This is a genomic window from Lysinibacillus sp. AR18-8 (assembly GCF_001705465.1).
In the GTDB taxonomy this organism is placed as follows: Bacteria; Bacillota; Bacilli; order Bacillales_A; family Planococcaceae; genus Lysinibacillus; species Lysinibacillus capsici.
Window position 1 is genome coordinate 60,300 of record NZ_MDGU01000052.1, and the last position, 20,274, is coordinate 80,573.

The 20,274-nt window shown below is 36.0% G+C and carries 19 protein-coding genes and 1 other annotated feature; of the genes, 7 read left to right on the forward strand and 12 right to left on the reverse strand.

Annotated features, from left to right (window positions below; all coding sequences use genetic code 11):
• Positions 1-40: 40 nt before the first annotated feature.
• Complete coding sequence (locus BFM98_RS22060; protein ID WP_066038397.1) at positions 41-1,537, reverse strand: alanine/glycine:cation symporter family protein; 1,497 nt, start codon at positions 1,535-1,537, stop codon at positions 41-43.
• 100 nt (positions 1,538-1,637) lie between these two features.
• Complete coding sequence (locus tag BFM98_RS22065) at positions 1,638-3,242, reverse strand: M20/M25/M40 family metallo-hydrolase (RefSeq protein WP_066038398.1); 1,605 nt, start codon at positions 3,240-3,242, stop codon at positions 1,638-1,640.
• Positions 3,243-3,678: 436 nt separating this feature from the next.
• Between BFM98_RS22065 and BFM98_RS22070 the strand changes: the two genes are divergently transcribed.
• Entirely contained in the window at positions 3,679-4,407 is a 729-nt protein-coding gene (locus BFM98_RS22070; RefSeq protein ID WP_066038399.1) for an IclR family transcriptional regulator, read from the forward strand.
• Between the two features lie 81 nt (positions 4,408-4,488).
• On the opposite strand, the gene BFM98_RS22075 is transcribed toward BFM98_RS22070, so the two are convergent.
• Together BFM98_RS22075 and BFM98_RS22080 are read right to left on the reverse strand one after the other, a co-directional pair.
• Complete coding sequence (locus BFM98_RS22075) at positions 4,489-5,733, reverse strand: MFS transporter (RefSeq protein WP_066038400.1); 1,245 nt, start codon at positions 5,731-5,733, stop codon at positions 4,489-4,491.
• Positions 5,734-5,799: 66 nt separating this feature from the next.
• Positions 5,800-6,064, reverse strand: a binding site (T-box leader).
• Positions 6,065-6,116: 52 nt separating this feature from the next.
• Positions 6,117-6,740 (reverse strand): hypothetical protein, encoded by a 624-nt coding sequence (locus BFM98_RS22080; protein ID WP_066038401.1) that lies wholly within the window; start codon positions 6,738-6,740, stop codon positions 6,117-6,119.
• A gap of 64 nt (positions 6,741-6,804) precedes the next feature.
• Here BFM98_RS22080 and BFM98_RS22085 point away from each other — a divergent pair, with 64 nt between their 5' ends.
• Entirely contained in the window at positions 6,805-7,773 is a 969-nt protein-coding gene (locus tag BFM98_RS22085; protein ID WP_066038402.1) for a quinone oxidoreductase family protein, read from the forward strand.
• A gap of 47 nt (positions 7,774-7,820) precedes the next feature.
• On the opposite strand, the gene BFM98_RS22090 is transcribed toward BFM98_RS22085, so the two are convergent.
• Both BFM98_RS22090 and pdxR read right to left on the reverse strand, forming a co-directional pair.
• Positions 7,821-8,627: an EcsC family protein gene (locus tag BFM98_RS22090; protein WP_054549038.1), complete on the reverse strand. Its 807-nt coding sequence runs from the start codon at positions 8,625-8,627 to the stop codon at positions 7,821-7,823.
• A 105-nt stretch (positions 8,628-8,732) separates the two neighbouring features.
• Positions 8,733-10,094, reverse strand: coding sequence for a MocR-like pyridoxine biosynthesis transcription factor PdxR (gene pdxR, locus BFM98_RS22095; protein WP_066038403.1), 1,362 nt, complete (start codon positions 10,092-10,094; stop codon positions 8,733-8,735).
• Between the two features lie 98 nt (positions 10,095-10,192).
• Between pdxR and BFM98_RS22100 the strand changes: the two genes are divergently transcribed.
• Both BFM98_RS22100 and ldmS read left to right on the forward strand, forming a co-directional pair.
• Positions 10,193-10,780 (forward strand): GNAT family N-acetyltransferase, encoded by a 588-nt coding sequence (locus BFM98_RS22100; protein WP_066038404.1) that lies wholly within the window; start codon positions 10,193-10,195, stop codon positions 10,778-10,780.
• Between the two features lie 115 nt (positions 10,781-10,895).
• Positions 10,896-12,068, forward strand: coding sequence for an L-aspartate--L-methionine ligase LdmS (gene ldmS / locus BFM98_RS22105; RefSeq protein ID WP_066038405.1), 1,173 nt, complete (start codon positions 10,896-10,898; stop codon positions 12,066-12,068).
• Here ldmS and BFM98_RS22110 read toward each other — a convergent pair.
• The 4 genes from BFM98_RS22110 to BFM98_RS22125 all read right to left on the reverse strand — a co-directional run bounded on the left by BFM98_RS22110 (position 12,065) and on the right by BFM98_RS22125 (position 15,309).
• Entirely contained in the window at positions 12,065-12,772 is a 708-nt protein-coding gene (locus BFM98_RS22110; protein WP_048393188.1) for an ABC transporter permease, read from the reverse strand. The genes ldmS and BFM98_RS22110 overlap by 4 nt on opposite strands.
• Positions 12,769-13,617 (reverse strand): ABC transporter ATP-binding protein, encoded by an 849-nt coding sequence (locus BFM98_RS22115; RefSeq protein ID WP_066038406.1) that lies wholly within the window; start codon positions 13,615-13,617, stop codon positions 12,769-12,771. Before BFM98_RS22115 ends, BFM98_RS22110 begins: the two co-directional genes overlap by 4 nt.
• 145 nt (positions 13,618-13,762) lie before the next feature.
• Entirely contained in the window at positions 13,763-14,719 is a 957-nt protein-coding gene (locus BFM98_RS22120) for a LytTR family transcriptional regulator DNA-binding domain-containing protein (protein ID WP_066038407.1), read from the reverse strand.
• Positions 14,720-14,730: 11 nt separating this feature from the next.
• The gene (locus BFM98_RS22125) at positions 14,731-15,309 is read right to left on the reverse strand and encodes a dienelactone hydrolase family protein (RefSeq protein ID WP_066038408.1); all 579 of its coding nucleotides are present in this window, start codon (positions 15,307-15,309) and stop codon (positions 14,731-14,733) included.
• A 355-nt stretch (positions 15,310-15,664) separates the two neighbouring features.
• Here BFM98_RS22125 and BFM98_RS22130 point away from each other — a divergent pair, with 355 nt between their 5' ends.
• The 3 genes from BFM98_RS22130 (at position 15,665) to BFM98_RS22140 (ending at position 19,447) form a co-directional block, all read left to right on the forward strand.
• Positions 15,665-16,714: an NAD(P)/FAD-dependent oxidoreductase gene (locus tag BFM98_RS22130; RefSeq protein ID WP_066038409.1), complete on the forward strand. Its 1,050-nt coding sequence runs from the start codon at positions 15,665-15,667 to the stop codon at positions 16,712-16,714.
• Positions 16,715-17,135: 421 nt separating this feature from the next.
• Positions 17,136-18,650: a DEAD/DEAH box helicase gene (locus BFM98_RS22135; RefSeq protein ID WP_066038410.1), complete on the forward strand. Its 1,515-nt coding sequence runs from the start codon at positions 17,136-17,138 to the stop codon at positions 18,648-18,650.
• Positions 18,651-18,667: 17 nt separating this feature from the next.
• A complete protein-coding gene (locus tag BFM98_RS22140) occupies positions 18,668-19,447 on the forward strand; it encodes a YqhG family protein (protein WP_048393200.1) in 780 nt (259 codons plus the stop codon).
• 40 nt (positions 19,448-19,487) lie between these two features.
• Here BFM98_RS22140 and BFM98_RS22145 read toward each other — a convergent pair whose 3' ends face one another.
• Together BFM98_RS22145 and BFM98_RS22150 are read right to left on the reverse strand one after the other, a co-directional pair.
• Entirely contained in the window at positions 19,488-19,808 is a 321-nt protein-coding gene (locus BFM98_RS22145; RefSeq protein WP_048393202.1) for an ArsR/SmtB family transcription factor, read from the reverse strand.
• Positions 19,808-20,230, reverse strand: a complete 423-nt coding sequence (locus tag BFM98_RS22150; protein WP_048393204.1) for an SRPBCC family protein — start codon at positions 20,228-20,230, stop codon at positions 19,808-19,810. Before BFM98_RS22150 ends, BFM98_RS22145 begins: the two co-directional genes overlap by 1 nt.
• Positions 20,231-20,274 lie beyond the last annotated feature (44 nt).

The following is a 20,274-nucleotide window of genomic DNA, read 5'->3' on the forward strand; positions in this document are numbered from 1 at the left end:
ACTTTTCAACTTCTTAGTGACTACTACAGGGTTCATTTAATTATTTCAAGTCGCCAACTTTTTCTTTTAATGCGGCTAATTGATCTGGATAGTTTTTTTCAGTTATTTCATTCCACAATTGTGCATCTTTAATTCCACATCTTTCGGGAATAAAGACTGGGTCAAGCCCCAACTTCTTTTGCTCTTCATAATCTCTTAATGTAGCTATACCTGGCTTTGTTAATAAAATAATAGCAATTAGGTTTAACCATGCAAGTGTACCTACACCGATATCAGCAAGATTCCAAGCAGTTGATGAGGAACGAATCGTTCCAAAAAAGATAGAGATAACTAGTAGTACTTTTACGACAATAGCAATAGTAGCAAAGTTTTTATTGTTTCTAAATAAGTAAGCAACATTACTTTCTGTGTATACCCCAAAAGCAAGCATAGTAGTTATTGCAAAGAAAAATACAGCGATAGCAATAAAAGGACTTCCTAAACCAGGAATGAATGAGTTAATTGCTTCTTGTGCAAATGCAGTACCTGCTTCAACTCCTGGTAGATTCTCAACTAAAAATCCCCCATTAGGATGGGCAATATTGTAACTGCCTGTGGAGATGATCATAATGGCTGTAGCTGTACAAACAAGTAGTGTATCTACATAGACCGAGAATGCTTGGACAAGCCCTTGTTTAGCAGGATGAGATACTTCTGCGGTACCAGCTGCCTGTGCCCCAGTACCTTGACCTGCTTCATTTGAATAAGCCCCTCTTTTTACTCCCCACATAATTGCATTTCCAAAAACAGCACCAAATGCAGCATTTAAATTAAAGGCAGAGCTGAAAATTAAAGCAAATATTGCAGGTACTTCTTTTATATTGATTAATAAAATAATGAATGCAAGAAGTATGTAAGCAGTTGCCATAAACGGTACAGCATATTCAGCAACTTTTCCAACCCTTTTAATACCACCAAAAATAGCAAATCCAAATATTGCAGAAACAATAATACCTGTAATTATTGGTGAAATCCCGAAGGCATTTTTTGTTGAATCAGCAATATTAAAGGCTTGAACACCTGAACCAGTGAAACCAGTTGCTATAATTGTAGCGATAGCAAATAATATAGCAAATGGCTTATTTTTTAACCCTTTCTCAATATAGTATGCTGGCCCTCCACGATACTCTCCTGCGATTTCTTGTTTCCAAACCTGGGCTAACGAGGACTCAATATAGGCAGCACCAGCTCCTAAAAAGGCTATGACCCACATCCAAAAGATAGCCCCTGGTCCTCCAAAATAAATTGCAGTAGCTACACCAGCTATATTCCCAATTCCGACACGTCCACCCAATGCCATTGCAAAGCTTTGAAAAGATGAAACGCCATTTGCCGAAGTTTTTCTATTAAATAATTGTTTAATCATATCTTTGAAGAGACGCAGCTGTGGAAACCTCATAATAAGCGAAAAGTAAACGCCAGCTCCTAAGCAAAGATAAACTAATGCGTTACTCCAGATAATCCCTGCTATTTTACCTGTTAAAGCGGCAAAATCCATATAACAACCTCTTTCTATTTTGTACTGTGTCATCTTAGATTATTAGGTAACAATTTAAATGAGAGGATATGAAAGCTATTTTGAATGAAGTTTCTTTTATTTAAAATAAACTTTTAATCAATGTATCAATCATAATAGGCATCTCTTTAAACGCACTATCCACATGCAATCGTTCTGTTTTTTGATGGGCATCCTTTCCAAATGGACCGACATTTAAGACAGGACCTTGTAATGCCGCCATCTCTTTGAATGGAATATGATACGTATCGCCCCATACAGGTGTGTTCCGTTCAAATGCTAGCCACTCATTGGATGCATCTGAATAATTGACATAGCTTAAATCACAAATTCCGTTAAAGTAGTGGATCTGCTCCACCTCAATATCAAATGTTTGAGCTGTTTGCTTCATTAATTCAATCGACTGTTTCACTAATGGATGGTTGGATGAATTAATGGCTGGATAGTAAGGTGGTGCATATAACAGAACTGTGGCAGGTGCTAATTCCTGACAGCGAATCATGAGCTGATCCACAATACGAATGGATTTTTCACGATCATCCCATGCAGGATGCTGCTGAACCTGGTGCTTAATCGCTTGTACTTCCTCAGCTCCTAACTTATGGATCGCATGCTCCAATAATGCCTCATAGCGTAAGACCTTTACCTTGCCCACACCCTGAACATTTTCGCGTGTACAAATGTCCTGATAGTGCGCATTGCAAGCAGCCATTGCCTGTAACGCAACTTCCTCAAAAATAGCCATCACCTCAGCCGCTGTACGTTTTAACAAAAAGACATTGTAAAGTGCCGCCGCACGGTATGGTGTTTGTGTAGAATACTCCATTTTTAAATCTTTTAATTGTAGAGAGACGGGTAGTGGTGTGCTTTCGCCTAAATCTGTTTCACGGAAAAGGGGATTCCACTCCATATGCTGTGTCATATAGGAAGCGATAAAGGGAGCCGTCATCCCTTTTAATGGCTCACCAACATGTGTCTCTTTTCCGTAGAACAAAGCAGCAGGCATGATTTTACCAATTGTACCTGAATAAATATATTCATTCGTATCCGAAGGCCCTTGTGAAAACGATGGCTCACTATTTAAAAATAATTTATAGGTTAAGCCATGCTGTTCCCGCAGTCTCACCAGTTCCACAACAGCCGCTCTCATACCAGCAGAGTTGACTTCCTCATCAGGAACCGTTGTTAAAATCAAATTAATCGGCCATTGCTCAAAGCTTGCCTTTTCGATCAACTGCATGTGTAAGGCAAGACCCATTTTCATATCCATTGTGCCGCGTCCAAATAAATAATTCCCAGACGCCAAATCAATGCGAGCTGCCTCTGGTAAATCTTTTAGGTATTTAGGTTCCATTAGCTTTTTCGTTAGTTCTTCTGGAGAAAAGGCTAACGGCTCTAGTTCACCATATTCTTCTGTATGCACGGTATCGAAGTGACTGATTAACACAACGGTTTCAGTTGCGGTTGGATGCTTATAGAAGGCTGTCACTGCATTTCTGCCAAGTCCTGCATCATGTAATTCAATCAAGTCTGGGTGCTTTTCAAAATATGGAAGCGTTAACAATTTATCTTTTAGTCGAAAGGCAAATTTATTTTCACCCTCCGTTAATGTACGGCTTTCCCAGCTCACAAGTTCACATAATAGGGCACGTAGTTTTTCGGGTGTATCCCACATAAAAGTATTCATGATTTTTTCTCCTTTTATAGAAAAGTTTTTTATTTTCAAGATGATATAAATAGATAATTAGTAGAGAAATACATATTTTTACCGTTATATATTTTTCACTATATGAAATTAAATCTACATAGTGGAATATAAATTCATCGTAAATGCAAAACAACAAATTGTCAATTTGAATTTTTATGAATACTCGTAATTTTCTGCGCTAATTGAGTGGAACTATGTATATATTTCATGTAGCATCTATTTATATGCATAAAAATTAGTTAAAATAAAATGAAACTACATTTAAAAGCAGGGCTACATGTAAAAAATTGAAGGTACATAAAAATTTGATAATTTGCATGAATTTTAATTTCATAATGATCCTAGTTAAAGCTAAATGGATCTATAAAAACCTTAAGATAGTGATTATATGGGGAAATGAAAGGGAGTAATTGTAATGATTCAATCAATCGAAAGAGCAATGTTAGTTATAAATATACTGGCGAAGCATCCGAAGCGTTTTTTTACTGTGCAAGAAATTTTTAATGAAACAGACTTGCCTACTAGCACAATATACAGATTATTATATACATTAGAAAGTTTTGATTTAGTAGAGAGAAATGAGAATAAAAAAGAATTTCGATTGGGGTATACATGGCTGCAACTTGGCATGAAAATGTATCATGAGACGGATATTAGAGAAAAAGCGCATCCTCTATTAGAAAACCTTGCATATAATGTTCGAGAAACAATCTATTTAAGTATTGCTAAACAGTTTGCATCTATTATTATTGATCGAATTGATAGTCCTAAAAATGTCCGTATTATTGATATGATTGGTGAAAAAATTCCATATCCTATAGGAGCTCCCAATAAAGTATTACTTGCGTTTTCTAAAAGCGATGTACAGCAACAATTTTTCCAACAACTTGAGGAGCCTGAGAAAGAAAAATTGATAGAGAGCCTCAATGATGTAAGAGAAAAAGGCTTTGCCATAAGCGTTGGAGAAAAAACAAAGGGGACAGTATCCATAGCAGCACCTATATTTGATTCAAATAAACAAACAATTGCAGCCATTAGTGCAGAGTGCTTTGAATATGATACAGATGCTGAAAAATTAGAAAGTATAACACAGGAAGTCCTTAAAACTGCACAGCAGCTATCCTTTGAATTAGGGTATATATAAAATTGCTTATTTCGATAAAAAACCATCTAGTGTCAGTAATTAGTAGACATTAGATGGTTAATTTTTATATGAAAAGTGAGATTACTGTTGCTTGCTACTTATCAACCTTTTATAATAGTGGCTTTTCGAAGGTTTTATATTTAGCCATAGTAGAATGACAGCTACAAATGCCATCATAAAGGATGCACTAATGACAACTGAGCGTATAGTAATCCATTCAGCGAAAATCCCAAAAATAGTAGTAAAAATAATAATAAAAAGTGCTTCAAAAAATCCATAAATACTTCCTATACGACCCATGCTCTCAGAGGGAATATTATTTTGATAAAATGTATAAAATCCTGTATTCGCAAAGGCAGTTGCAAAGGATAATACAAAGCAACCTATAGCAGCTATAAGAAAGGAAAAGGATGAGGTAAATATTAAATAGCCCAGTGCTGTTACGAGAGACCCCATACCTATTAACCAAGAAGTTGGTATTTTTTCAACAATAACAGAGTTGGTTAGCGAGCCAAATAAAACACCTACCCCTGCGATACTGACTAAAATCCCATATTCTCCTTCGGATAAAGCTAATATCTGTGTTGCAAAGGCAGCCTCCAAAGAATCAGTAGCTGTCATCAAGATGATGATAGCACTAAACAACAAATAGACTACCATAACATAGGAATTTTTTAAGCTAAAGCGTATGACCATTTGCCAATCCAGAAGCAATACTCGAAAAAGGGATGCTTTTTCTGTACGATTAATAAATTTTTCAAGGGCTTCAATGTTCGGCATTTTGAACGTTATACAGGCTGATAGAAATAAAGCAATCGCGTTTAAATATATGGCCATATAGGGTGTTCCGACTGTGAACAAGAAACCTGCGATTGCTGGTCCAGTTAGAAATGCACCAGAGTCGAGTAAGCTGCGTAATGCATTAAAACGTTTCCTTTGTTCGACAGGAATTAACTTAGTGATATAAGTCATAGATGTCGGCTGATACATAGAGCTAGCTACTGTAATGAGAAAAACAAGGACATACATCCACAAGAGGCTAGAAAAGCAGGGGAGTATGACAATGAGTATAGATTGAACCAAATTTAGAAAAATCATTAGCTTTTTCTTATTAAAACGATCGATTAGGCTTCCTGACCAAAAATTAGTGAACAAGGAAGAGATCGCTCTTACAATATACAATCCAGAGATAGCCAGAGCAGATTCTGTGAGGTTTAACACAATTAAATTTAAGGCGATAAAATAAATCCATTCGCCAACACTTGAAACACCAATACTACATAATAGGATGGCAGGATAACGCCAGCTTTCTAAAGCTTTTCTCATATAAATTCCTCCTTAAGCAAAGTGACGATTTGCAAAATAAAAAACCCCACCTCCAAGACGATTAGTCTTAGGGACGAGGTTGTAGAATTTATATACTCACGTGGTGCCACCCTAGTTCACTATTATGTCACCATAATAGCCTTTTCAGTACGGCATAGAGCCTATGCTTATACTGTAACTCTATAACGGGAGTTCCCGTCGCACCATCATTCAAACAAAATCCAATGCGCTACTCCGAGGCTTGTTTCAATAATTCGTTCTTACTCGTTTTCAGCAATCCGAGCTCTCTGGGAAGAACAGCCTTATTTACTCTTCTCTTCAATGTATTTTTGCTAGTGTAGCATATGTACACGATTTTGGTAAATAGTACTATAAAAATATTACTAATTATTTTGTAGGAAGATTTTTAATTGTGTTATCAGCGATTGGCAGTGCTGTATGGATAAAACAGCATTCAAAGGAATTTCAAGTGAATGATTAAGGTCCTCAAAAACAGCAAGCTGAAGGGTAGCAAGTTGCGCTAGCTTCTCCTGTGAATAATGAGGGTCCGCTGTACCAATTGCCAAAAATGCATGTTTGTCTAATAGATTTGTCATTGTATGTTGAAGAGAAAGTAATGGGGTGAAAAGTACATAACGAGCAGGAATAGAAGGAGTCTGCTGCATATAATAATCGACAATAGGAATAGTACCTAAAGATTTTCCTAGATAAACGACTTCTCTATAAGGCTTTGATTGCAAGCTATTTTCTACAATAGGGTTGGCAACACGATAGACCATTTTTGATATGGCTTGGGAGTCCTGTTCGAATTGCTGTTGCTCAAATGTATAATTGATTTGGACGACATCATAGCCAAGTTCTAACAGTAATGCCGTAGAATAATAAAGTATAGGTTTATCATAGGTATAGCCCGTGCCAGAGAGCATAAAACATACCTTATCGCTTGTTCCATCAAAAAAATTGTAGGATATACCATTGTACATGGCGTGCTTAGGTTTGATTTTCATGAATATTCCTCCATCATTTCTATATATAGTATATAATTTTACCATAGCAAGGAGGGAGAAATTTATGAAGGCTATTATTATCAATGAATTTGGTACATCGGATGTTTTAACTTTTATTGATTGTCCAAAACCGACTATTTTTGAGGGTGAAGTCTTAATAAGGACAACCCATACAAGCGTAAATTTTGCAGATATTAAAAATCGCACAGGTAATAAAGCTAAAGCAAATTTTCCGATGGTTCTTGGTTTAGATGTTGCAGGGGTAATTGAAGAAGTTTTTAATGATAGCAGTGGTTTTCAAAAGGGTGACCAAGTTATCGCATTCCCGAAAAACGGTGCTTATGCAGAATTTGTAGTAGCAAAGGAACAACTAGTTTTTAAAATTCCTAGTGGGGTACCAATCGAGAAGGTAGCAGCTGTACCGACAGTTTTATTTTTATCATATATGTTAACACATCAAATAGCGGCCATTGGTCAGCAGGATGCCGTCTTAATTCATGCTGCTTCTGGTGGGGTAGGGACAATGCTTGTCCAAATGGCCAAAAGGCTCGGAGCTAAACAGATTATAGGTACGGTGAGTAATTTAGAAAAAGCCCCAATTGTTTATCAGCTTGGTGCTGATCATGTACTTACATATGATCAATTTAGTACAAATGTCAATGAACTTACAAAGGGTCAGGGTGTTGATATTGTGTACGATTCTATTGCAGGAGCTATCACCGAGGAGAGTTTAACTTGTTTAGCGCCTTATGGCACTCTTGTCCAATTCGGGAATAGTGGAGGAAGAGCAGGAAATATAAAAACAGCAGATTTACACAATAGCTGCCGCAATATAAAAGGATTTAGCTTAGGTACGACAAGAGCTTTGAAGCCAGAACTGTTACAACAGGTGGCGCAGGATATTTTCTCTTTAGTAAACGAAGACAGTTTTCAGGTGCCAATTGCTAAAATATTTGCCTTAGAGGAAATGAAAAAGGCTCATGAATTTATGGAAAGTCGTCAGCACCAAGGAAAAATACTTATTAAAATATAAAGCACAAAAAAGATGACACCCATATTTGGAGTGTCATCTTTTGTCGATCAACAATCTAGTTCAGTAAGTTTTTCATAAATACGTCTTTTACGATAAAGCATAATACCAGTTTCGGCTACATCCTGAATCATGCCTTTATTAGCATAGGCTCCAAAAACCATCCCTGCGATAGGGATCATTTGAAACAGCTTTTTCCAGCCTAGCTGATCACGGTATGTGTAAAATACCTCCTGCCATCCTTGAAGCTGAGAAATCATGTTATCTGAAGCCTTTTTTGAGCTATTTATAGTAGAAAGCTCCTGTAAGATTGCTTCTTTACCAACAATATCAGCAGAGGTAAATTGTAGACATTTTACAATAAAAATACGTTCCATTTTATCGTTCGGATCATAGCCATGAATAATTGCTATTTCTTGCAAAGTTTTTAGTGCAGTCCCTAAAATCATTGGAATATCAATAGCTAAAGTAAAGATGCCACCAAAGCCAGTAGAGGCTCCTTGTACAGTAGCAAATTTCACACGTTCATTTTGTAATTTGTCACTGAGGGAGATCATGTCCTCTAAAGGGATCTGACCAATATCAGATATAGTTATAATATGCTGAGTGGAAGAATGGTCACGAATTTTTTGTATCATGGCTTGTTCATTGATTAAATACTTTCCACCGGACTGAATATAATTGCCTAGTTCATCTACCAATAAAGCAATTTTATTTTGGAGAAAGGCAGGTGTCATTTTATCTAATAATTTAAATGGTATTCTCCCTAATTTCTCCCAAAACCATAAATCTTTTTGATCTTTTTCCCACACTTGAATCTCTTGTAAATGCTGCTCTAATAACTCTCGATTCTCCATTATTGTCTTATCCCCTTATGTGTCCATTTAACTTTAAATACGAAAAAAACTATATAAAGTTTCGCTTTATTTAAATGAGATTTCGACAAACTAATGAATCACATGCTATTGCCAAACGGACGCAAGGAGTGCAATTCCTTCATTTATTTGCTGAAGTGTCAGTCCACCATACCCTATAATGATCATGGTTTCATTTGTTCCATTCTGATAGGAGGTAGAGCATGGATAGACTTGAACCCCTACCTCTTGAGCAAGCTGGAGCGCTCTACTCTCGGTGAGATGTTGTGGTAGCTTGATGACTATATGAAGTCCGGATTTTTCACCGATTACTTGAAATTCATTTGAAAAATGTGAAGAGATGGCGGTCAATAATGCTTGTTGTTTTTTACGATAGATTGTTCGCATTTTTGCCAAATGCTTATCGAATAGACCTTGTGCAAGAAAGTCTGCTAAGACAAGTTGGTCTACTTTGGAGACAACCGATTTTTGCTCAGAATGAAAAGTCATAAACGGCACTACTAAAGACTTTGGAAGGATCATATAACTAATGCGTAAGGATGGAAGCAATGTTTTCGAAAATGTTCCGAAATAAATGACACGCTGAAGCTGATCCATTTTTGCTAAAGACGGGATTGGTAGCCCCTTATAACGAAATTCGGAATCATAATCATCTTCAATAATAAGCCCCGTGTTCGAGTTAGCCCATTGTAACAATGCCACTCTTCTTTCTATGGTCATAATCATGCCTAATGGAAATTGATGAGCAGGTGTTGTGTATAACATGTGAATTGGTGTTGCAGGGAGTGTAACCCCTGAATAGTCCACAGGAATCGCCTCTGTGGACAATCCACATTGCTGTAAAACGGCACGCACTCTTTTAAATCCTGGCTCCTCTAACCCAACGCGTATCGCAGACCCAAGAAAATGACAAAGAGCCTGAAGCTGGCTTTGTGTACCACTGTATATAAATACCTGTGAAGCATCACAGCTAACCCCACGAGAACGCTCTACATAGCGGGCAATCTCTGTGCGTAAAGTTGTCTCTCCCTCCCAAGGGCTTGTTGATAAGTTGTTACTATTAAAATGCTTTTTTATAAGCTTGTGCCAAGCAGCATAGGGAAAAGCCTCGTTATCCACATGTCCATTTGTAAAATCAAATTGTATATTGTTAGGGATATTGTTACTTGGAACAGATACATGCCGGGGTACTTGCTGTAGCCAATCAAATTCAAAGGGCGCAATAAAATAACCAGAACGCTCTTTACTATAAATATAGCCTTCTGCAAGTAACTGCTCATAGGCTTCCTTTATGGTGTGTACACTCACATTCAATGTTAGGGCGAGAGCTCGTTTAGAAGGCAGTTGTTCATGAGCAAGTAATTTTTTAGTAATAATCTTATGCTTTATTTCTTCATAGATTTGAATGTATTTCGCTAGATTGCCTGTAAATATAATGGAGAGCTCCAGATAATTTCCTCCTCCTCTGGTATGGTTGATTTTTTAGTAATTGGTTATATATATCATATCAATTTTACCGTTAAATAAGTAAAAAGGAGTGAAGTGTAATGGAATTTATAACATTAGAAAATGAAGTGGTTAAACTAAAGCCTTTAGAATTGAGCGATTTACCAGGAATTTTAGAGACAGGAAGTTATCCAGAAATTTGGTCACATATGTCCACAACCATAGAAAAAAAGGAAGATGTGAATAAATTTGTGGAAAACGCATTAAAGGCAAAAAACGAAAAAACAGAATTTCCATTTGTGATTGTGGATAAACAATCAGGGGACATTATCGGGTCTACACGTTTTATGGATATTGATGACAAGCATCAGCGATTAGAAATTGGCTATACATGGCTAACACCCGCATACTGGCGTACAGCTATTAATACTAATTGTAAGTATTTGCTATTACGATACTCTTTTGAGCATCTTCATTTACAACGTGTACAAATAAAAACGGATCATGAAAATATTCGTTCTCAACAGGCAATTGAGCGAATTGGTGCTACAAAAGAGGGAATATTGCGTAACCATATGATTCGCAAAGATGGGACAACTAGGCATACCGTTATGTATAGCATTACAATAGAAGAATGGCCACAGGTGAAAAAGCATTTAGAAAGTCTACTAGTGCAATTGGGATGTTAATAGGTATAAAAAGGGATTTATATAACCCGTAAAACCCTTTTTTCTTATAAAAAGTGTCAAAAAATAAAGGGGAGGGTAGAGTAGAGTACCGAAAAATTGAAAGAGGGTAATCTACTTGAAACCTAAATACACGTTAAGACAAATTTATGGTGATAATGCTGTGTATACACCAAGAACACCGTATAGCGATAATCCGTGGATGATGGATGATCCTCATAAGCTAGATGCTTTAACCTCAAGAGAAGTTGCTATTGCTGATATCCCCGTGCTAGTACATCGAGCAACACAAACAGAAAAGGCGCAAGAGCTTCATCAATTAGCAGGATTACCATGGGTAGAACAGCCTTATAGCTATGAGACTCAAGAGGAATATCTGGCACAGATCCAAACTTGGTGTAAGGAAGGGAAGACCATTGTATGTCAATATATACACGACCTGGAGCATATGGATCGTCAATGTTATTGGATGGATGCGGAGAAATTTAATGAGTTGAATACAAAAGCTTATATTGATCATTTAATCGATAGTAAATATGTGCCAAGTCGTTTAAATGTGGAGACGTATAGACTTTCAGATGCCATTAAAAATTGGCAGCCCCCTGTAGTATTAAAGCCTGGTGATGATTCGCCAACCTCGGGAGGATATGGCGTTACCATTTGTCATAATAAAGATGAATTGACGGAAGGTTTACGACAATTTCGCATGACAGGAACTGAAAGTATAATTATTGAGGAGCTTTTACAGACAAAGGACAACTATAGCTGTCAATTTGTTTACTCAGAGGAGCTAGGGATTCAATACTTAGGAGCTTCCCAGCAAATTACGGATGATAACGGCATTTACGAAGGGAATATCATTGTAGATAAAGTACCCGAAAAAGTAATTGAAGTAGGAAAGCATATTATGGAACGTGGCGTTGAGGAAGGCTTTGTAGGTGTGGCAGGCTTTGATTTAATTGTCACGGAAGCTGGTGATGTTCAAGCAATAGACTTAAATTTCCGCCAAAATGGTTCAACCTCAATGCTGATGTTTCATGATGCTTTAGGAAAGCCCATCAATAAATTTAGCTCCTATTCAGCACAAAGCCCACAACAGAATGATCATTTCTATCAAACAATTAAGAAATATATAGAAAAGGGTATGTTATTTCCTTTATCTTTCTATGATGGTGATTATTTTGAGGAGTCCGTCCCTTCAAGATTTGTCGGTGTATGGTATGCAGATACGTTAGAGGAAATTGAAAAACGGGAGAAGGAATTATTACCTGAAGAAAAGAATGGTCTTTAATCGACCATTCTTTTTTTATAGATAATTGCTGCGAAAATCCAAGAAAGAAGAGACCATACAATTATCGTAATCATAGGAATAAGAACATCTGCCATAGAATACTTACCTTCTAACGCCTCTGCTAAAAGTAATAACTGTGAGCTTGGTAGCCATTCAGCTAATTTTAAGATTGGGTATGCCGAAGATAGAGCTAAGGCCAGAGGACCAAATGAGAAGATAACCATTACAGGCAACACAATAATAGATGCTTCCATAATAGATTTAGCAAATAAACCACATATTGTACCTAGAGCAATATAAAACACAGCAGAAAGCAATAATGCAATTGCTAAGATAAAAAGGTTTGCAGGTTCGTAGCCAACTAGAAAAATAGCCATTGTTACAGATACAATTGTAACAATTAGAACAAACAGGCTTTTACCAATTAAAATATCTCCAAGTGAGGCAGGGGAGAGCATAAGACTGCGAAGAGTGTTTTTTTCCTTTTCTTCTGCAATTAAACTACATTGTACGTAAGTAGTCACTATGGAAAATGTCATGTTAATTGGTAGAAAATACATGCTAATAGTATTTGCACCTAATTGATTATATAAAAACGCCATTATAAGTGGTAGTAATACCATAGTTGATACGGCATAGTTACGTGAGAATTCCTTATAATCCTTCATCAATATAGCTTGAATACGTGTCATTGAAATATTCATACTAAATCACTCCCTGTTATTTGCATAAAAATGTCACCTAGTGTTGGCTCGTTTGTATAGATACGTGTAACTTGATCGGATTGCATCCATTGAAATAACTTCTCTGCATCTTGAGAACCATTTTCTATAATTTCCTGTTCACCATTTTTAAGCTCTACTGTAATAGTGTCAGAGCCAAATTCTTTTTTTAGATCTTTTGGAGCGCCGATTGCTCGGATTTTCCCTTTATGCAGGAAAGCAACACGATCACAAAGTATTTCTGCTTCGCTCATATTGTGTGTTGTTAAAAAAATTGTTGTACCCATAGCATTTAATTTTCGTAAGCCATTATATATATGTTGTGTATTTACTGGGTCCAAAGCAGAAGTAGGCTCATCTAAAAATAATAATTCGGGCTTGTGCATAATTGCACGAGCAAGTGTAACACGTTGAATCATTCCTTTGGAAAGCTGACTGATCTTTTTCTTACGTTCTGCATATAAATTGACAAAGTCCAAAGCTTCTTTTACAGCAGATTGAGATAGCTGATATAAATTACTATAAAGTATTAAATTTTCTTCAATTGATAGTCTCGTATACAAGCCACTATTATCTGTTAAAATACCAAAACGTTTACGATTTTGACTTTGCTTCATTTCAGATGCATGTTGCCCAAATAATAGAACATTACCTGCCGATTTATCTGTTTGTGCGGTTAATATTTTAATTGTAGTAGTTTTACCAGAACCACTTGGGCCAAGAAAGCCGAATATTTCCCCTTTTTTAATGGTAAAGGAAACATCCTGTAATGCTGTTTCATTATTAAAAATTTTTTTCAAATGTTGCACATCAATCACTGCGTTCATGTGTAACCTCCTGTTTGTTGTTGATGTCTACACTATAAACAACAAGGGTAAGGCTCACAGTAAAAATCATGTGAAAGGCAGAAAAAGAACCTTCAATGGAATTTTATTAAAGGTGACAGGAGTCGATTATTTCCTGGGAAATCTACTAAATTCCGAGTATTTCCTTTAAAGTTGCCAATTTATTTTTCGACAGTGGAACAACTGTCTTTTCTGTACTGTTGAGTGCTAAGCTATAGCTATTGCGTGTCCAAGTAATAATCTCTCGAACCTTTTGTAGGTTCACAATATAAGAACGATGGCTTCTAAAAAAGCCGAATGGTGTCAATTTTTGCTCTAACTCATTTAGCGATAGAGTACATGGATAAGCTTCACCTGCTACATAAATAGATACTTCTCCTTCAACACTTTCAATATAATCAATTTCGGGTGGATTAAATAAAATAATCTTTTCATTTTTCTTTGTTGGGATTTTATCTAGTCGAATTGGTGCATCTTCAAGAGGCTTTGGAGCTTGCTCAAGGCTACCCTCTTTTACGTCTAAAGGATGTAAGTCTGCACCATCTAATCGATGTATAGTTGTACTTGCAACCATTAAGTCTTCTAGATTATTTGATAACAAAATGATAATTTTATGCTCTTTTGCGAGATTTTTTAATAACTGTTGGATAGTTTGCTTTGAAAATTCATCTATATTTTGAAAGGGTTCTTCTAAAATTTGAATAGATGCCGGATGTAGGTACATATTCAATAGTTTTAATCGCTGTTTTTCACTATTAGAAAGCTTACTAATTCTATTGTTTTTTTGTTCAGTAAGTTTAAAAAGCTTCAATATGTTCTCTGTTTCATTAGTTGGGCGGTTAAAAAGCTTTAAAATGAACTGGATATACTCGCGCGCTGTGAGTCGCTCATATAACGAGCTTTCACGAAAAGAAGTATACGTATCATCTCGTTTCATAAACCATTGCATTAATGTATGTATTTTGGAAACATCTGTATAGATGCCTATAATCGTGCCAGGTTGTAGAGAAAGATGGAAGCTTGGATAAATAACATTGCCTGCTTCAATATATGGATCAACCTGAATATCAATATTTTGTTCCACGTTTATTCCTCCTATAGCTTGCTAGCTTGTAAAAAGTATTGAATGTCGTTGAGTGCTTGCGAGTTGCTCAACTGACAGTAGTTTGAGTTAGAGGCATCCATAAAGCCATGTAAGCCTTGAAATTGTTTGATTTGAACATTCGGTATGCTTACAAGAGTATCCTTCAATGATTGAATATCAAAACTATCTTCATGGCTAGGTAAAACAACCAAAGTTGGACAAGATGGAATGTTATCAAGGTATTGGCGGATCCGTGAGCCATATACACAAATGACACGGTGTAGGGGGAGTGTAGTTAATCTCCAGGCTAAAGTTGCACCTACACTATATCCAATTAATATTACCTCGTTGTAGTTTTCACAAGCCTCCAATATTTTTGGTGAAAGCAACTCAAGAGGAGCATCAAAGCCAACTGTCTGTAAGAAAAAGTCATAGGCTTGTTTTTCCTGGTCATATGGAAAGGAAAGCCCTTCTGGATAAAGTGAAATAAGGGAAACGGCAGTGTCCTCATCGCTGTATATTTGTATTTGTTCTTCAATAAAATGATTAACTCCATAGATTTCATGTAATATAAAGATTTTTCTTTTCATTGTGCCCTCGATCTTTTTTCCAATAGTGTATCAAAAAGTAAGTAAAACGTATAATCTACTTTTCGAATGAATAGTGCAAAAGCATAATGATGAAAATTTTTAGGGACAAATACATAAATTTATTTTTTTACTAATTACATAAATGAAAATATTAATAAAAGGTGACCACATCTGTTATTAATATCATGATTTGTTATAATTTTATTTGATAATGATTATCATTATCGTATAATGGAGTTAAGGAGGATTTTCCAAAGCAATATTTACATTTAGACATTTACGATTGAGCTGTTATGCAGTACGAGCTAGTCCAATTGTTGAGATAGTAATGACCAAATGAAAGGTGTGTTAGGAATTGTTAGAACAAGAATTGTATGATGTAACCATTATTGGTGGTGGGCCAGCGGGTTTATATTCAAGCTTTTATTGTGGTTTACGTGAAATGAAAACCAAGCTAATTGAATCACAACCACAGCTAGGCGGTAAAATTCATGTTTATCCAGAGAAAATGATTTGGGATGTGGGAGGTGTAACGCCTATATCAGGGGGGCAACTAATTAAACAATTAGTTGAGCAAGCCTTAACCTTTAATCCTTCTATTTATACAAATGAAAAAGTGCTGTCCATTGCTAAAAATGAAGATGGTATATTTGTCATCGCAGCAGAGTCAGGGAATATTCATTATTCCAAAACAGTTATCGTTGCTATTGGTGGTGGCATCCTAAATCCTCAAAAAATTGAAATTGAGGGGGCTGAACGCTTTGAAGTATCTAATTTAAATTACACAATTAAATCCTATGAAAAATTTAAAGATAAGGCAGTTATTATTTCTGGTGGTGGTAACACAGCGGTAGACTGGGCATTAGAATTAACGGAGGTAGCATCCAAGGTCTATTTAACTTATCGAAAAGATACATTGTCTGCACATGAGGCTCAAATTACAGAGCTTGCAAATAGTTCGATCGAATGCCATTTCAATTCTGAAATTACTAAGCTGATTGCAGACGATCAAGCAGGAATGATTAAAGCTATTGCTTTAACAAATCATGAAACTGGGACTGTAACAGAAATTCCTGTTGATGAAGTTGTTATTAGTCATGGGTATGTGCGTGATAAAGAATTGTTAGATAATAGTCCATTAGCCATTGAGCGCAAAAATGATTATTTTATCGCTGGTACGATTAATAGTGAATCATCGATCCCAGGCCTTTATGCTGCGGGTGATATTTTGAGCCATGATGGTAAAATTCATTTAATTGCAGCAGCCTTTCATGATGCACTTCATGCAGTGAATAGTGCGAAGAAGTATATTCAACCTGATGCTTCTGAGGGAGGTATCGTTTCCTCACATAATGATATTTTCAAACAACGTAATCGTAAGCTATTACAGGAAAGTTTAAAATAATCGATTTTAGGAGCACTAATATATTATTGGTGTTCCTTTCTTTTTGTCTTGATGTATATTTTAGAAGAAATACTTCTGATGGACTATCAATATAAAAAAGAAAACATAACGCTGATTATGGAGTATATATAAGAAAATTATACAGAGAATATGATTGTCATGGATATCGCGAAACATTTTAATAAAGAGTCTATCTATTAGAGAAAAAAATGTTCGTCAACTCAAAAAATCTAAAATGTACCTGAGAAACTCTCATTTATCATTAAAGAATTTGCTGAAAAAATCTCCAAAACAATTCCGTAAATATATGAATTAACAAATACCTAATGAAAAAATAACTTTCATTAGGTGTTTTTCATCTAGAAATAACATAGCTTTTCCTTTTTTGGACACCCTAAACTAGAAAAAATGACATGGGGTGATGATCATGAAAATAGAAAGGTCGTCCGAGTGGGAAGAGGGCTTTATCGATCGATTAAATCATCTTGAAAAATGGGATAGCTGGACATTGTACAAGATGAACTATGATATTGTGAAAATGAAACTAATTCCTGATTTTACAGGATTGCAGGCTACAAAGTATTTACCTAATTTACAACCTTTGAAACACCAGTTAGAAGCAGCCGAAACAGTTATTGAACGTATGAATGGGAAAGCTATTTTAGCTGATGAGGTGGGGCTAGGTAAAACAATTGAAGCGGGCTTAATCTTAAAGGAATACCTTATTCGAGGTCTTGTGAAAAGAGCATTAATTTTAGCACCTGCTTCTTTAATTAATCAGTGGATTGAAGAGTTAAATATAAAATTTCATATTCCTGCCGTCGCATATAAAAAAAATTGCCCGATAGAGCGCTATGATGTCCTTATTATGAGTATGGATACGGCAAAAAAGAGTCCACATAGAGAGCGCATTTATGAGCAGGATTATGACATGATAATTATTGATGAGGCACATAAATTAAAAAATAATAAAACACAAATTTACGAGTTTGTACAAGGCTTAAAGAAAAAATTCTGCTTATTATTAACTGCCACACCTATTCAAAATGATATCTTTGAATTGTATTATTTAATCTCCTTATTAAAGCCTGGGCATCTTGGTAACTATGATGCCTTCCAATCGGCTTTCTCTGCTAGCAAGCATGATTTAGAACATGATGATTATTTAAAAGAGTTGGTTAATCAGGTAATGGTAAGAAATCGTAGGGAAGATACGGGGATTGATTGGACAAATCGTCGTGTTCAAATTGTACCGATTACATTTACGGACGAAGAAAGAGAAGTTTACGAAATGCTTGGCAACCTTCAAAACACAGGGTCATTTTCATTAATTACGTTGCAAAAAGAAATGTGTAGTAGCAAGGAAGCTACGGCATTAACATTAACGAATATGCTAGATGATCATGTACAACCACAAGAAATAGAAGCAATTATTACTAAATTAATGACCTTGGAAGTGAATTCAAAGGCGGAAAAGTCTTTGGAAATTGTTAAACAAGCAAATGACAAGGTTATTATTTTTACAGAATATCGTGCTACGCAAATTTATTTGCAATGGTACTTACATTCTAATGGCATATCAAGTGTGCTATTTAATGGTAAGTTTAATAAAAGTAAACGAGATTATATGAAGCACCTATTTAAAGAAAGAGCACAGGTGCTCATCGCTACCGAGGCAGGTGGAGAGGGGATAAATCTTCAATTTTGTCATCATGTAATCAACTATGATCTACCTTGGAATCCAATGAAGCTAGAGCAACGTATTGGTCGTGTCCATCGTTTGGGACAGGAGCATGATGTCCATATTTATAATCTTGCCATTGAACATACAATTGAAGAGAAAATCTTGGAATTGCTTCATACAAAAATTGATGTGTTCGAGAAGGTGGTTGGCGATTTAGATGCCATTTTAACAAACTTTAAAGAATCTGTATAAGGTAGGGAGGTGCAGCTATGTATCCACAGCAAGTTCACCACTATTTAAAGGAATTTTTTATGGAGAATGACTGTGCAATTTTAGGAGAAGAGAATCATTATCTAACCGTTCAATTAACGATAGACATAGATAAAAGAATTATGAATAGGCCATTTTATTGGCAATATGTTGAAGCAACGAATAGCGAACCAAATCCAGCGCAAGTAACCTTTATTACAAATCAAACAGCAATGGCTGGTAATTTATTTGGGGAAGCTATTCATTACGGCTCTCCACGTTTAAATCAGATATTTTTAGCTACAAGGGAACTAGGAGCTTATGTTCAGTTGTTTGAAAAAGTGGATCGTGATATGGGGCAGGTTATTTTAACACCCTGGTTAGGTGTTAACTTTAAAGTTTCGTATTGCTGTGATCGTACAAAAGAAATGCTTTACTCATTTGGCATTAATTTATTGACGGGCGTCATCAAGGAGGGTTTTCATGAAAGGATTTGTTCTTCGGACTTTAACATAGAACCTGAAGAAAATGTATTTCATGTGCAATATATTATTAAGCCTGCCAGAGCACTGGAAAGATTAAAAGCTACAATTGAGTCAATTATTGAGCAGGATGACCATTCCTGGGCAACGGAAGCACAAAAACGATGGCAACGTGATCAACGTGTATTGGATTATTTTTATGAGGATATAGAAGATAAACCAGAGTGTTATGAAATTGAAAGAAAAGCATTAGAGGAGCAATATGAAGCAAAAATTAAAATAGAAGTCATTAATGGGGGATTATTTTATCTCTTTTAAATGAGGAGCTGTCTGACAAAAGGACAGCTCTTTTTCTGCTTTAATGATCTTCAACCATGCTTTGAAGCTGAGCCAATTTATTATCCCAAAATAAATGAAAGTATTGGAGCCAATCTTCAATCTCCTTTAAACGCTCCCTATGCAACGTATAGATTTTTTCACGACCTTTTTTTTGAGCAGAGATTAGCTCCGCCTGTTCCAATATTTTTAAATGCTTTACAACAGCCGTTCGACTAATCGTAAAATGCTCGGAAATATTGGAAATAGGTCTGTCACTTGCTGCAAGGAGCTGTAAAACACTTCTTCTTGTGGGATCAGCAATTGCTTGAAAAACATCATACTTTATGGCTGCTTCAGTCATTAGAATTCAGCAGCCTCTTTTAATTTATGATTAATAATCATTGTCCATCCGTTATCCATATTAGTACGTACGGCTTCAGTAGCAGTGTTTGCTTTAGGAATAATATGTGAAGCTTCCTTCCAGCCACCATGTGTTAAAGTAAATTCAGTATGCTCGCCTACTTCTTTTAACTCAAAAGTTACGAACCAGCCATCTTGATCCCAAGCAAATCGTAGAAAGTGCGGTGCATCTACACGTTCTACTTTACAGGGTGATGGGCCGAACGGTGATTGAATAGTGAATTCGTATCCTTCGATAGGTTGAAAATCATTTGGCATAAACCAAGCAGCTATTTTGTCAGCTGTTGCGACAGTCTCCCAAACTTTTTCGATAGGGGCATTTAATGTAATTGTTTTGACAATATCCTGTAATTTTTCAGTCATGTTCTATTACTCCTTTTTCAACGTTATTAAGTCCACTAGCAGAG